The following is a 14,265-nucleotide window of genomic DNA, read 5'->3' as shown; positions in this document are numbered from 1 at the left end:
ACTACCTACTCGGGCCCTTGGACACCCCTACACGGCGGTACAGGCGGCCCCCTTCTTCACCGTCGTAACAACGCCTAGAGGCGTGTCGCCGTGCAGGACCGCATCGAAGTTCTGCCACACGGTTTCGATTCTGCGCTGGACATTTTCCCAGCCGACACCTGCCATGTGGGGCGTGCAGACAACCTGTTCCATACTCAGTAGTTCACTGACTGTGTCGAGCGGCTCCCTGTCGTAGACATCAAGCCCGGCTCCTGCGATGCGTCCCTCGCGAAGCGCGTCAATAAGGGCGTTCTGGTCTACGACTTCGCCGCGGCCGACGTTCACCAGAACGGCGTTCTGCTTCATCAGGGCAAGTTTGTTCCGGCCGATCAGCTTGTTTGATTCCGCATTCAGAGGCAGTGCCAAGCAGACGACGTCGGACACTTCCATCAGTTCTTCCAAGGCGACGGGGCGCGCGGGAATGAGTTCCGAAACGGTGAGTGGAATTTCCCCGTTGTCGTAAAAGACTACGTTGGCGCCAAAACCATGGTGCACTATTTTCCCGATCCACCGTCCGATGTTTCCCAGCCCGACGATCCCGACTGTTTTGTTGTAGAGCTCCGAATAGGACGTCTCGTCCAGGTCTTCGCGCCACTTTCCCGCACGCAATAGCTGAGCGGAAGCCGGGATCCGCCGCATCACGGTCAGCAGGAGGGTGAGCGCGTGCTCCGCGACTGAGATGGAGTGGGTTTTCATCTGTGCGACCGGGACCCCGAGTTCGTTCAGGGTATCGATGGGAAGCTGACCGTAGCCGGAACTCATGTATTGGATGAAATGCACGTTCTTTGCGGAGCGGAAGACTTCTTCGGGCACATCAACCCCGGAGATGAGGAAGTCGGCATCCTCGGCTTCACGGCAAATCTCAGAAACATCCCCTGTCAGCGGCATCAATTTCACCTCGAACCCCTCGGGTGCCGACTCCAGAAGGCGATCGATGTAATCCTTGAGTGGGTTAACGAACAGGACTTTGTAGGTCATGGGTGCGTATCTTTCTTGAGGACTGCCCTGTCGACGGTGACGTGGCAATGTCTACGGGTTTGCGAAGGGTTGCTGGCGGGTACGGACTATGGGCCGGTTGCCCGGCTCCGCGCCGACCTACGCTGGCAGGGCTTTGATGATCGTCTCGAGTACTTGCTGTGTTCCTGCTGTTCCGCCGAGGTCGCGTGCCAGAGGTCCTGATGCCAGCGCTGCTTCGACGGCACCCTGTATGTTCTGTGCTACGCGGATGCAGAGATCATCGTCGTGTTGCCCGCCAAGCCATTCGAGCATCATCGCGGCCGACAGGATCATTGCGATCGGGTTTGCGATTCCCTTGCCTGCGATATCCGGCGCGCTGCCGTGGGATGGCTGGAACACGCCGTGTGTAAGGCTAACATCGGCGGAAGGTGCCACGCCCAGGCCGCCGACGAGGCCAGCTGCGATCTCGGAAATGATGTCTCCGAAGATGTTCTCTGAGACCACTACGTCGTAGCGTTCAGGGTCGGTCACCATGTACATGGAGCCGGCGTCAATGTAGTACTTCGCGCTTCCAACATCAGTGTTTCTTGCTGCAACCTCGTCGAACACCTTTTCCATCAGGACGTTGCTGCGGAGGGCATTGGACTTGTGCAGCAGAGTGACATGACCTGGGGTACCCCGCGTGCGACGTGCCCGTGCCTGGGAGAACGCGACATCGAACAGCTTCTCGCAGGTGGCCCGGGTGATCGTCATGCGATCGCTCGCACTCTCGTCACTGGGCTCATGATAATCCGACAATCCGGCGAACATCCCTTCAGAGGTCTCCCGGATGACGAGCATGTCGATGTCCTTCGCTTTCACGGGGCTCTCGACACCCGGAAAGAGCCGGACCGGGCGGAGACTTGAGAACAGTCCGTAGTGTGCACGCATCTCTACCTGGGCGCCAAGTTCGAGGCCTTCGGGTCCACGGACGTCCGGGAGCCCCATTGCGCCGAACAGCACTGCGTCCGCTTCGCCGATTTCATCCATGTCAGCGGCGGTAATTTTTCTTCCGGTGCGGCGGTACAGGTCAGCACTGAAGTCGTAGAACGCGTAGTTGATCGTGAGCCCGTATCGGGCTTGGCATTCCTTCAGGACGGACAAAGCCGCGTCAACGACTTCCGGCCCGATGCCGTCTCCCGGCATGACGGCGATGTCATAGTGAGCCATGGTTTACTGCCTTACTGGTCGTGGGGGGTCGTCGCACCGTCAGGCCTTCCAAGCCGCAGCCGTCGTTGGCCACGACCGGATTGGCCCAAATCCCACTGGGTGGGATGAGATGCTTGTTTGGTGGGAAGACGCTAGCAGGGTAAGACGCGGGACGCAAGATGCCGCCCGCACCGGCGGGCAAGCGAGTCACCGCTGGGCACCATCATTTGAGACTGTTGCGTGCGTCACATGAGGCTGCTATCGTCTATCCGCTTGATGACAAGGTATTCCCACTGGATGGGAAACTCGATATCAGGTCCGGCATTCAAAGACGCAAGCAGGAAGAAATGATGAAGCAACCTCATTTGGAAGAGAACGCCCTCCCCCTACAAGGCATCCGCGTGTTGGAGCTTGGCAGCTTCATCGCCGGGCCATTTGCGGGACGCCTTTTCGGGGACTTTGGCGCCGAGGTCATCAAGATTGAAAAGCCCGACGGCGGGGACGAACTGCGTGATTGGCGGAAGACCCGTGGTGCCACGTCCATGCTGTTCCGTACTATCGGCCGAAACAAGAAATCCGTGGTCCTCGATCTGCGTTCGGCACTCGGACGCGAAGCAGTTAAGAAGATTGCTGCCCAGTGCGATGTGGTGATCGAGAACTTCCGACCCGGCACTCTCGAAAAATGGGGACTGGGCCCAGACGTCCTCCAGGAACTCAACTCTGACATGGTGCTGGTGCGCATTTCCGGCTACGGACAGACAGGGCCCTACAAGAACCGTGCCGGTTTTGGCAGTTCTGCGGAGTCCTTTGCGGGTCTTAGGTATGTCACCGGCGAGCCGGACCGACCTGCAGGCCGCGCCGCTGCCAGCATGGGCGATACCGTGGCCGGCCTCTATGGTGTGATCGGAGCGTTGATGCTCATGCTGCAGAAGGCCCGCGGCGTGAACACCGGGGCATCAAGGATCGTGGATGTTGCACTCTACGAAGGTATCTTCAGCCTTTTGGAGTCCCTCGTCCCCGACTACGACGCCTACGGCATGATCCGTAAACGCACCGGTGGCGCGCTTCCCGGCGTCGTTCCTACCGGCTCATACCTGTGCCAGGACGATCTGGAGGTGGTCATCGGGGGCAACTCGAACTCCGTCTTCATCCGCCTCATGAAGGCCATCGGCCGAGACGACCTTGCGGAGGATGAAACCCTTCTCACCACCGACGCCCGCGGGGCGCGCGAGGAAGAACTCAACGGCGCCATCGCAGCCTGGACCGGCAGCATGCCCCTCACAGACGTGCTCGACAAACTGGACGACGCCGGCGTCCCCGCCGGACCGGTCTACGACGCACCCAGCATCGCCGTGGACAAGCACTATCTGGCCCGCGACATGATTCAAACCCACGAGGTAGTGGTCGACGACGAACCCGAGTTCATCCGATTCCCGGGGGTCGTCCCGAAGTTGCCCGGCCACCAGGGACAGGTCAACTGGATCGGTCCCGATCTTGGCCAGCACACCGAAGAGGTCCTGCGTGAGCTCGCCGGTATGGATAATGACGAGATCGCGGCACTGGGACCACAGGAGGTGCGCTGATGCAGGTCGAAATTACGGACGTCTTCCTGCGCGACGGACTACAGGATGAAGAGGTCATCGTCGCAACAGCGCACAAACTCGAGATAGCCGAAGCCCTGGTCGAAGCCGGAATCAAACGCATTGAGGCGGTTTCCTTCGTCAATCCCCGGCGGGTACCGCAAATGGCCGACGCGGCGGAGGTCATTGCCTCTTTGCCCACCATCGACACCGTTAGCTACACCAGCTTGGCCCTCAACGGAAAAGGCATCGAAAGAGCCGTGGATGCAGGAGCCAGGGATATCCAAGTCGTCGCCTCTGCCAGCCAGGCGCACAGTAACGCCAACGCAGGGAAAAGCATCGAGGATGCCCTGGCAGGAATCGCCGACACGGTGGCGCGTTTTCCGCAGATCCGCTTCTTCGCCGGCATCTCCACTGCCTTCACGTGCCCTTTCGAAGGCCCCGTCAACATCGACCATCTGCTTCGAGTCATCCGCGCTTTCAAGAGTATGGGCATCAACAATATCGGCCTGGCCGATACGTTAGGCACCACCTCCACGGAGCAGGTGATCGCCAGCCTGGCCCACGTGCGTGATTCGGAGCCGAACCTGACCTACTATCTCCACCTGCACAATGCACACAGTCAAGCACTGGCGACTGTGGGTGCAGCGGTGACTGCCGGCGTCGTGCGTTTCGACGCTGCGCTGGGCGGCTTTGGCGGCTGCCCCTTCGCTCCGGGCGCTCATGGCAACATCGCCACTGAAGAGCTCGTCAAATATCTGCACGGTATCGGCCACGAAACCGGAGTCGACGAGGAGCGCCTCGCGGAAGCCGTCCGGCTCGCGCGGGATATCGTCACGCACTCTCCCGCAGCGATCCTCGATCCCGCCCGCTAACCACCCCACTGACAGCAAGAAGCCTCACCACCAGAGACCAAGCACTGATAACGATTCCTACTCACAGTTTTGGAGACGATGATGTCTACAAGCCCACGCACAACAGAACCCACCAGCGAACCAACGGACACGGTTATGAGCGAGAACAGTCCCGGCCCTGCCGGCGGCATCAAGCACCCCGTCACAAAAACGGCGGGGGCTCGCCCCGGAACGCACTACCCCGGTCGGCTCGGATCCAGCATTGCCAGCATTCCTGCTCCCTTGTACCTAGTCCTGGCGGCGTTGGTTGTCACCGCGTCGCTCACGGGCAACCTCCCCGACACCATGGTGGTCGGTTTCGCAACCACTATCCTTCTTGGCGGTCTTTTCATCTGGATCGGGAACCTCTTCCCGGTAGTCCGTGACTTCGGCCTTCCTACCATCCTGTGCACGTTCGCCCCCGCCACCTTGGCCTTCTTCGGCGTCATGCCCGGGAATCTGGTGACGGTGGTCCAAAACTTCATCGAAGGCCATGGCTTCCTGGACTTCTTTGTCATCGGCATCATCGCGGGATCCATTCTCGGCATGCCCAGAGCATTACTCCTCAAAGCAGGTCCGCGCTTCGCGGTGCCGGTGGTGGGCTGCCTCATTGCAACTTTCGTCCTCGTTGGATTGCTCGGCTTAATGACGGGCTTCGGTTTCATCGAAGGCATCCTCTTCATCGCCGCCCCGATCATGGCCGGCGGCCTGGGAGTGGGGGCCTTGCCGATGTCCAAGATGTACGCCTCGGCGACCGGAAGCGACTCCGCCGCGTTTATGGGCGACCTGATGTCTGCCGTCGTGATGGCGAACGTGGTCTGCATCCTCATCGCAGGTATCTACAACGGCCTGGGCAAGCGTAAAAAGCAGCTCTTCGTTGGCTTCAACGGCCACGGACAGCTGATGCGGATCAAGGGCCGCTCTGACGAACTCACCCTGCCTCCCAAGCGCGACGCATCCTCTTTCATCGCCTTGGGCAAGGGTCTGCTCATCGCTGGCAGCCTCTTCGTTTTTGGCAACTTGATGGCAGCTTTCGCCCCGGGCCTGCACCCCTACGCCTGGGCCATCATCGCGGCGGCCGCCGTGAAGATCTTCGGCCTGCTTCCCAAGGACATCGAGGAATCCACAGCCGACTGGGGCGACTTGATCGGCGCAGTCCTGGTGCCGGCCCTCCTCGTCGGTGTCAGCCTGACCTACATCGACATCAAGGACGTCATCGCCTCACTGAGCAACCCGCTGTTCATCCTGCTCACAGTCTGCACAGTGGTCATCGCCACCGTGACCTCCGGCATCCTGGGCTGGCTGGTGAAATTCAACTTCGTCGAAGCCTCCATCACCCCTGGACTGGTCATGGCAGACACGGGTGGAAGCGGCGATGTGTCCGTGCTCAGCGCGGCCAACCGCATGCACCTGATGCCGTTCGCAGCACTCACCAACCGGCTCGGCGGCGCGCTTGTCCTGTTCGTGACATCACTGATCGTCCCGTTGCTCACCTGACAGGCGTTCAACCACAGCAGCAATAACGACGGCGGTGCCTCCTTTGCGGGGCACCGCTCAACCCCCACTAACTTGGAGAGAGAATGACCAGTACAGACGCACTGCCTGTCGAGACGGCGCAGCTTCCGGATGAAGGCAACGTAGCCGCGGTCGTCGCCGACGTAGTGGCGGAGCGCGCCGGGCACTTGTTCGGCCTGATGGGAAACGGGAACGTCCACCTGATCAGCCGGCTTACACGTCCCGGTTTCCCCTTCACCTCCGCCCGCCATGAATCGGGGACTGTCGCAATGGCCGACGGTTACTATCGGGCAACCGGGCACATCGCTGCCGCGACTACCACCTACGGGGCCGGCTTCACCAACGCCTACACCACCCTTGCCGAGGCGCGGATCGCCCGCATCCCCCTGGTCCTCGTGGTCGGCGACGCACCCTCCACCGGGCCACGGCCCTTCGACATCGACCAAGCCAGAGCAGCCGACGCAGCCGGAGTAGTGACGCTCGTAGCCACTCCAGACAATGCCGAAGCCGCCACACACCGCGCCTTCGACCTGGCCCTTCAAACCGTCCAGCCTGTAGTCCTCGCCCTTCCATACGATGTGGCGACAGCGCCGCCGTCGAAAACCAAGACCTTGGAGCCTTTGCCGGTGAAGGCCACGTGGCCTGCTGACCCCGCCCATCTGGACCGCGTGGCTGGGTTGCTGGCTGCAGCGAAACGACCGCTGATCCTTGGCGGCCGCGGCATGATCCTCGCCGACGCCGTCGCTCCCCTACAAGAGCTGGGTGACCGGATAGGCGCGCTGTTCATGACCTCAGTCATGGCAACCAACGCCTTCGCCAGTCCCTGGGACCTGGGCGTCGCTGGCGGTTTCACCCGACGACACCGCCTTGAGGTCGCCCGACGGGCGGATGTTGTCTTTGTTGTCGGAGCCAGCCAGAACCTCTTCCAAACCCGCTACGGAACCCTGTTTCCCCCAACAACCACCATCATCCGCGTCGACAACGAGCCGGACCCAGGCAACCTGCCCTCAGCCGAGTACATCCGCTCAGACATCCATCCATTTGTTGAGGGTCTCCTCGGACGCACTGCCGCTGCCTCAACACCGACCTGGCGGGACCAAGTTCCCGAAGTAGCAAGCGCCGAATTCCGCTCGTCCCGCCCCAGCGAAGACCCCACCGAGTTCGGACCTGATGGTCGACTCAATCCACGGGCCGTCGTATCTGCCCTGGACCGGATCCTGCCTGCCGAGCGTTCGGTAGTGATGGACGGCGGACACTTTATCGGCTGGGCGCCGATGTACCTCTCCGTTCCCGACCCGCACGCCATGATCCTGGTGGGCACCGCCTTCCAGGCCATCGGCATGGGCTTCGGCTCGGCAGCAGGCGTCTCCATCGCGCGCCCGGAGCGGACCACGGTGCTGGTCAGTGGCGACGGCGGCGGACTGATGGGACTGGCCGACTTTGAGACCTTCCTACGGGCAACCCGTAGAGGTGTGGTCGTGGTGCTCAATGACTCTGCGTACGGCGCAGAACTCCACCAGTACGCCGTTAAGGGCCTGCACGAGCAGGCCATGCTGATCGACGAGGTTGACTTCGCCGCCGTCGGGCGTGCCCTCGGGGCCCATGGCACCAAGGTCCGCACCCTCGCCGACCTGCAACAGCTCCAAGATTGGCTCGCGGACCATGAGGAAGGCGTGTTCGTCCTGGACATAGCCATCTCGCAGAAAGTGGTGGCCGAATACATGGCAGAGTCAGTGGCCGCCAAGGGATAGCAAGCAACATAGGCTACTCACATGCCCACACCTGAAACCAACGGAAGCAACCGCACCTTGGAGCGCGCCGCCGCCATCCTCGATGCCGTCGGCCGGTCCGCCGTGTCAGCCAGTGAACTGGCACGACAGACCGGCCTATCGGCGTCCACTACACACCGGCTGGCCCTGCAGATGGTGGACTATGGTTTCCTGCGCCGCACCGACGGCGGCGCATTTCGGCTGGGAGACCGGTTCGTGAGATCCGCACTGGAAAACGCCGGGTTGCCAGTCCTCCGCGAGCTACGCGACCAAACCGGCGAAACCGCACAACTATGGGTGAAGCGAGGAGACGAACGCGTATGCCTGCTCAGTGCCGACAGCCAGCACGAACTCCGCGCAATCCTGCCAATAGGAGCACGGCTTCCACTCCCCCAAGGCTCCAGCGGCAGGCTTTTAGCGGCCGACGAGGAAACTCTCACCGAACTTGCCGAAGTCGGTTGGATCGAGTCGGTCGGTATCCGAACCCCGGGTCTGGGGTCGATCAGTGCCCCGGTGCAAACCGAGGAAGGAATCATCGCAGCCGTCTGCTTGGCCATGCCCCTTGCCCGTGTGGTCAAATCACCCGGCCAAGACTACGGCGACCAAGTAATTAGCGCAGCACTAACAATCGCGGACGCCGTTGATCGAAGAAGACAGACTCTATAAGTCGGTGGGCGCGCCGCCGACGCCAGCCCGGCTGGTTTGACCCGTCATTCGGGAAGTACCGGCCTCGGCGCTCTAGCGGCTTGCAATGAGAGCAGACCATCACCAGGGGAAAATCGCTCTTCGTCCCGACCTCCGACGGGAACATCACCGTCCATGGCACCGGGATTGTGGCGCAGGCTTTTGTCCCTTAAAGTTCGGCGCCGGTCTCCTGCTGGACGGCGGCGCCAGCACAACCCGGGAGTTTTCGCCAAGTATTGCTTGGGTTCATGCGTGGCATCCTGGCAGATCAATCCTCAAGAACGTTGTCGCCTCCATCCAACGGCACAAACCTCAAGTGACTGCTGTCGACGTCGAGAATATGACCCAGCCTCTTGGCAATCCGCGGAACGATCCAGCGGTCGTGGATTTCGATATGCGGGTAGGCGGCCGTGATCCTGTGCTCAATGTTGTCCAACTCTTCCAAGTCGTGCAGCCACAGGAGGACGGCCAAGTTCGCCTTGCCTGTCACCAAAGCGCAGAATCTGGCTTGATTCAGCCTCGTCAGGGAATCCACCACACGATCCTGGTCCGTCCGGTTCACATTGAGCCACAGTACAGCCGCAGCGGACCATCCCATGAGCTGCTGAGCGAAGTCGACCTGCCAACGCACCCAGTCGGCAGAAAGTACCGCATCAATGTCCCTCGCCACCACAGCAATTGACCGGCCAGTTTCGGCTTGGACGTCGGCCGCTGTTCGGCGGGCATCTGTCTGGAGTGCCCTGATGATCTCCTCGTAGGCCGCTTTCCGCTCCACATTCTTCGCCGAAGGCCTCAGATTCTCAAGCGATTTCACCTGCGCCTGGCTAAGTGCCTGGAGACGCCAGCTCGAACCCTCAAAGAACACTTTGCGCAGATAGTGGGTCTGCGTCGCGATGATTCCAGGGATCGACGCTATGTGCTCATCAACGTAGCGATCAGTTTCAACAAGACTGAGAGTCGATATCAGCACGAAGAGATCCCTTGAACCAGAGGTGCAATTGACGCTGAAGATCGGGGGTTTGCTGGCCAGCTCCTCAATGACCTCGCTGCGACGGCCGGACACGCAGCGAACTTCAACGAGCGCGGACACCCCACCATTCCTCGTCTTGGGCGCTCCGCTGTCGTAGCACGTCATCCATGCTCTCCTCTCGGAAATCAGGGCGCTCCATCGCCGGGAGATCGTGGAAGCATCTACCGCCAAGACCTTGCTGAGCTGGGCCCACGAGACTCGGGGGTGGATCTGCAGGGCGTTGATAATTTGGAAATCCAGAGCATCTGCCATGAACAGGATCATGCGCCATAAACGTCATAATCGGCAATACCGTGCACCTATGTGACAGAAAACACCCCATACTCGGCATCTCACCTAGGCGTGAAAGCACATTCCTTGGGCCTCGGCTTAAGACCCCCACCTAGGAGATCGAATGCACCACCGCGCGTATATTTCAGTCGCCGCCGTAACAGCGGCGGCCTTCGTGGTTTCCGGCTGCAGCGGCGGCGCCAATGACGGCACCGCACCCTTGACGGACACCGTGAATGTTTCGCTCGCGACGGACCCTTCGTCCTTTGACCCCGCGCTGGCCCGCAGCCAGGACGACTACACAGTTGCGCCACTTCTTTTCGATACTCTCCTTCGCAAGGACGATGATGGAGCCTTGGTCGGAGGCCTGGCAAGCAAGTGGGACGCAATCGATGCATCCAACTACACACTCCAGATCCGGGACGATGCTAAGTGTGCCGATGGAACACCCATCACCCCGACTGTGGTCGCGGCTTCCCTCAGCCGATTCGCAGCGCCCGAAACCGGCTCTTCCGGCCGGTCCCTCGCATTTGGAGCCGCCAAAGCCATCTTCGCCGCGGACGATGCCTCCGGTACCGTTACGGCATCATTGTCGGCCGGCTGGTCTGATTTCCTCACAGGACTGGCTCTGCCTCAATCAGGCATCGTTTGTCCCGCCGGTCTCGCTGATCTCAAGGGCTTGTCAGCTGGTACGGTGCAGGGCGCCTTCTCAGGGCCCTACACTTTGGAATCTGCCCAACCGGCCGTGACATACAAGCTGGCACTGCGGGGCGACTACAGTGCGTGGCCCAAGTTCAGCAAACCCCTGGAAGGGTCCGCGGCTAACAAAGTGGTCTTCACGCCGATCAGCGAATACTCCACGATCGCCACCCAATTGCTCGCTGGAAGCTTGGACATCGGAGGTGTGGCCGATGAAAACGTAGCCCGCTTCAAAGACAACGATGGATTTACCCAGCAAAGCGCCTCCAACAACACTACGTACATACTTTTCAACGAACGCCCTGGCACAGTCTTCGCGGACAGGCCCGACCTCCGAAAGGCAGTCGCCCAGGCAATCGATCCGAAGGCCTTCAGCGACATCATCAGCGACTCAAGGGGAAAGCCGACCCTCTCCGTCGGATCGGAAAACATCAAGTGCGTGAACACCGACACTTCTCTGATCACGCCCCTTGACCCTGGCGCGGCAGCCAAGGTCTTGGCCGGCGTCAAGATCCGTATTGTGGGCACCACCTTCCTCACAGAAGGAAACGAGTACGTTGCCGAAGCCCTTCGCAAAGCGGGCGCAGATGTGGACGTGAAGTCGCTGGACAATGCTGCGTGGTCCGCTCTGACAGGCAAGGGTGGCACTGAGTGGGATATCAACGTCCAAGGCGACAACAACCTCATGGGCACCCTCGCTTCTTCACTGCTCCGGGTAATGGGCCCTCCTGCTGAGTCCGGCGGCCGCAACAAGACCGGGGCCATCAACGACGAAGGATACTCTGCCCTTGTTGCAGGTATGAATGCCATTGACGCAACCGAACAATGCGCCGCGTTCAAAGGAGCACAGGCTTCCTTCCTGGAGCGTGTTGACGCGGTCCCGTTGGCCACGCTTCCGTATGTCACAGTCGCTGCTAAAGGTTTCAGCATCCGTAAGTTCGGCGAGTACATGGATCCGGCCACGATCCGGATCAACAAATAGCAGTTCCATCCCAGTTTGAAAGCAGCTTTCCGATGACTGAATTCCCAACCCGGGCGGTGCATGTCCCCGAGATCACCGTCCGCGAATCATCTCCAACGCCCAACGCTGCGCTCCAACCACCCAGGGCAATGTCTCCTTGGCTGTCCTTCGCCATCCGGCGCGGAGCGAGCCTCATCGTCACCTTCCTCGCATTAGTGGTGGTGTCCTTCATGATCGTCCAACTCATTCCTGGCGATCCGGCATTTGCCATCGCCGGAGCCAACGCCGACCTTGCCGATGTTGAACGGGTTCGGCGGGAATTGGGCCTCGACCTTCCCCTCGGCCAGCAGTTCCTGACGTACGTAGGCCAAGTCCTGTCGGGTGATCTCGGCACATCATTCATCTACCGTCAGCCAGTGGCCACCGTCATCATGAGCCGTTTGCCATTCACAGCAACCATCGCCGTTGCGGGCATCATCACTGTTTTATTGATTTCCATCCCACTGGGCATGGTTGTAGGACTCCTCACCAGAGCTGGACGGCGAGGCTGGTTGGATACCGCATTCGGTGTCATCACAGGCTTCCTCGATTCCATCCCGGGTTACGTAGTGGCGACGTTGCTCGTGATTTTCTTCGCTTTGGGCATTGGGTTCTTCCCGATGCTTCCACCCGCTTACTCCACCAGGATGGTGGCTGAATCCTTCGTGCTCCCCGTGGCAGCTCTCGTCATCGGTCCCATTTGTACGGTGTCCAGAGTTGTCCGGCGCGAAACTGCGGTGGTACTGGAAAACGACTACATGCGGACTGCCCGCGGATGGCGGATTCCGGCATCCAAGCAGTACGTGAAGTGGGCGCTTCCTAACCTGCTGACCACAACCCTCACACTGAGCGGCCTGATCTTCAGCGGAATGATTGGCGGAGCCATTGTTATCGAGTCCGTTTTCGCACTCCCGGGACTCGGGACAGGAATCATCAAAGCAATTCTTGACCGCGACTACCCGGTCATTCAAGGCATGGTCATTGTCATTGGCATGATCGCCGCCACGATCAATCTGCTGGTGGACGTCGTGCTTGGCCTCATCGACTCCCGGAATCTTGGAGGTAGCCATGCAAACACGTAGCAGACGCACTCAATGGAACGCGGGATTGGTTTCCGGCCTACTTCTCTTCCTGGCCATCCGCGAAGATCGGCAGAGCGCGGCCGCCAGCGACGACACCTTCCCCTAACCGGATATCTGTGGCGATGAGAGACCTTCGCCGACTGCAGCCGGAGGACAATCCATGGTGCCAGGCGGCACAGGACGCGGGAAGCGCAGTCCTGATCACGCTGATCTTATTTTCGTGGTTGTGGCTGGTTCTTTGGGTTTAGGGCCGGTTAAGGGTTAAGTACGTCCCAGCCGGCGGATGTCCTCGAGGAAGTCGGTGACTGTTTTCTCACTAGCGGTTGCCCGGGTCTGGGCAATGGCTTCGAGGTAAATCCGGGTTTGTAGTGCGGTGTCCGCGTCTTCTCCGGGGGTGCCGTACACCTCTTCTTCCAGGGCGTGCTGGGAGGCTTTGCGGGCTGCGAATTCGATGTCAGCTGGGGAGAACCGCTCGGTGCTTTTGGCGAGGACTTCGATGTCGACGTGCTCGCTGGCGCGGTCGGGTATGTACCGTTCCCAGATGGCCCTGCGGGCATCGAAGTCAGGCAGGCCGATGGGAATGACGTAGTCAAACCGGCCGTGGCGAAGGAAGGCTTGGTCCAGGGAGCGGATGAAGTTTGTTGCACAGATCAGCAGCCGGCCTTCTTTGGCGCGGAAGGCCGGAATCGTTTTGAGGAGTTCGTTGGTGACCCCTTGTAAAGGCGATGGTTGACCTTCACTTCGTTGGGCGGCAATTTCCTCGACTTCATCGATGAACACCACAGCGTGTTCCAGGTGCGAGATGTCTTGGAAGGTCTGGCGGAGAGCAGCAGCGAGTCCGTTGGGGTCCGAGGCCAGGCGCGAGGGGAAGACTTCAACAAAAGGCCATCCGAGCCGTGAGGCTACGGCTTTTGCGAACGTCGTCTTTCCGGTGCCGGGTGGGCCGAACAGCACAACGGAGCGGGGCGGCACGACACCGAGGGAGCGGGCGAGTTCTTCCTTGGCCAGGGGCAGGATGAGCCTGCGTTCGATCAGTTCCTTCTCGTGTTGCATCCCTCCCATGTCTTCCCACAGCCCTCGGGGGGATGGTGTTCCGCCAAGGCGTTCCAGGGTTTGGATTTCCTTGGGCTGGACGGGGACGCCGCGTTCGAAGTAGACGAGTTCTTCCTGGGGTCCGAATCCGCTGTTATGGAAGGCCTGGACCCGGGTTTCCTTTGCGGGCAGGAGCGCGGAGATCTTGACGACTTGGGTCTCGGCGAGGCTTTCCTCCAGCGCCGAGATCAGCGAGCTGCCCAGACCTTGATTGCGCCACTCGGGGGCTTGGCCGAGCATGAGGATCCATGCCCGGTCTGCCTGAATGCGGAATACTACGGCTCCGACGAGGTCAGCGCCGATGAATGCCCCAACGCTTTTACCGTCTGCGGCTGCGGCGAGGATGTCCGAGATGCTGTAGACCGAGTGAAGGTGCCCGTCCCGGGAGGAGTGCCAGAGCGTGATTAATTGGTCAAGGTCTTCGCGTTGCAATTCTCGGATGCGCCAGGAGTGCATGTGGTGTGTCC

General features: G+C 60.6%; 11 protein-coding genes. 7 read left to right on the top strand and 4 right to left on the bottom strand.

The window, feature by feature from the left end; all coding sequences use genetic code 11:
• Positions 1-27: 27 nt before the first annotated feature.
• A complete protein-coding gene (locus LDN75_RS11425) occupies positions 28-1,017 on the bottom strand; it encodes an NAD(P)-dependent oxidoreductase (RefSeq protein ID WP_223937365.1) in 990 nt (329 codons plus the stop codon).
• Between the two features lie 117 nt (positions 1,018-1,134).
• A complete protein-coding gene (locus LDN75_RS11420) occupies positions 1,135-2,205 on the bottom strand; it encodes an isocitrate/isopropylmalate family dehydrogenase (protein ID WP_223937364.1) in 1,071 nt (356 codons plus the stop codon).
• 326 nt (positions 2,206-2,531) lie between these two features.
• On the opposite strand from LDN75_RS11420, the gene LDN75_RS11415 reads away from it, so the two are divergent.
• The 5 genes from LDN75_RS11415 to LDN75_RS11395 all read left to right on the top strand — a co-directional run bounded on the left by LDN75_RS11415 (position 2,532) and on the right by LDN75_RS11395 (position 8,607).
• Positions 2,532-3,767 carry a CaiB/BaiF CoA-transferase family protein gene (locus LDN75_RS11415; protein ID WP_223937363.1) on the top strand — a complete coding sequence of 412 codons (1,236 nt, stop codon included), beginning with the start codon at positions 2,532-2,534 and terminating at the stop codon, positions 3,765-3,767.
• Entirely contained in the window at positions 3,767-4,639 is an 873-nt protein-coding gene (locus tag LDN75_RS11410; protein WP_223937362.1) for a hydroxymethylglutaryl-CoA lyase, read from the top strand. The genes LDN75_RS11415 and LDN75_RS11410 overlap by 1 nt, the downstream gene beginning before the upstream one ends.
• Before the next feature lie 135 nt (positions 4,640-4,774).
• Positions 4,775-6,154 (top strand): 2-hydroxycarboxylate transporter family protein, encoded by a 1,380-nt coding sequence (locus LDN75_RS11405; RefSeq protein ID WP_223937361.1) that lies wholly within the window; start codon positions 4,775-4,777, stop codon positions 6,152-6,154.
• Positions 6,155-6,237: 83 nt separating this feature from the next.
• Positions 6,238-7,923, top strand: a complete 1,686-nt coding sequence (locus LDN75_RS11400; protein ID WP_223937360.1) for a thiamine pyrophosphate-binding protein — start codon at positions 6,238-6,240, stop codon at positions 7,921-7,923.
• 21 nt (positions 7,924-7,944) lie between these two features.
• Entirely contained in the window at positions 7,945-8,607 is a 663-nt protein-coding gene (locus LDN75_RS11395) for a helix-turn-helix domain-containing protein (RefSeq protein ID WP_223937359.1), read from the top strand.
• A gap of 286 nt (positions 8,608-8,893) precedes the next feature.
• Here LDN75_RS11395 and LDN75_RS11390 read toward each other — a convergent pair whose 3' ends face one another.
• On the bottom strand, positions 8,894-9,907 hold the full coding sequence (locus LDN75_RS11390; RefSeq protein WP_223937358.1) for an Lrp/AsnC family transcriptional regulator: 1,014 nt from the start codon (positions 9,905-9,907) through the stop codon (positions 8,894-8,896).
• A gap of 142 nt (positions 9,908-10,049) precedes the next feature.
• Between LDN75_RS11390 and LDN75_RS11385 the strand changes: the two genes are divergently transcribed.
• Together LDN75_RS11385 and LDN75_RS11380 are read left to right on the top strand one after the other, a co-directional pair.
• The gene (locus LDN75_RS11385; protein ID WP_064723117.1) at positions 10,050-11,606 is read left to right on the top strand and encodes an ABC transporter substrate-binding protein; all 1,557 of its coding nucleotides are present in this window, start codon (positions 10,050-10,052) and stop codon (positions 11,604-11,606) included.
• Positions 11,607-11,638: 32 nt separating this feature from the next.
• Positions 11,639-12,706, top strand: coding sequence for an ABC transporter permease (locus LDN75_RS11380; protein WP_223937357.1), 1,068 nt, complete (start codon positions 11,639-11,641; stop codon positions 12,704-12,706).
• Positions 12,707-12,967: 261 nt separating this feature from the next.
• On the opposite strand, the gene LDN75_RS11375 is transcribed toward LDN75_RS11380, so the two are convergent.
• Positions 12,968-14,254 carry an ATP-binding protein gene (locus LDN75_RS11375; RefSeq protein ID WP_223937356.1) on the bottom strand — a complete coding sequence of 429 codons (1,287 nt, stop codon included), beginning with the start codon at positions 14,252-14,254 and terminating at the stop codon, positions 12,968-12,970.
• Between the last annotated feature and the right edge of the window lie 11 nt (positions 14,255-14,265).

The organism is Arthrobacter sp. StoSoilB5, assembly GCF_019977235.1.
Classification (GTDB): Bacteria; Actinomycetota; Actinomycetes; order Actinomycetales; family Micrococcaceae; genus Arthrobacter.
Note: the sequence above shows the minus strand (reverse complement) of the source record. Positions and strands in the feature narration are given on the sequence as shown.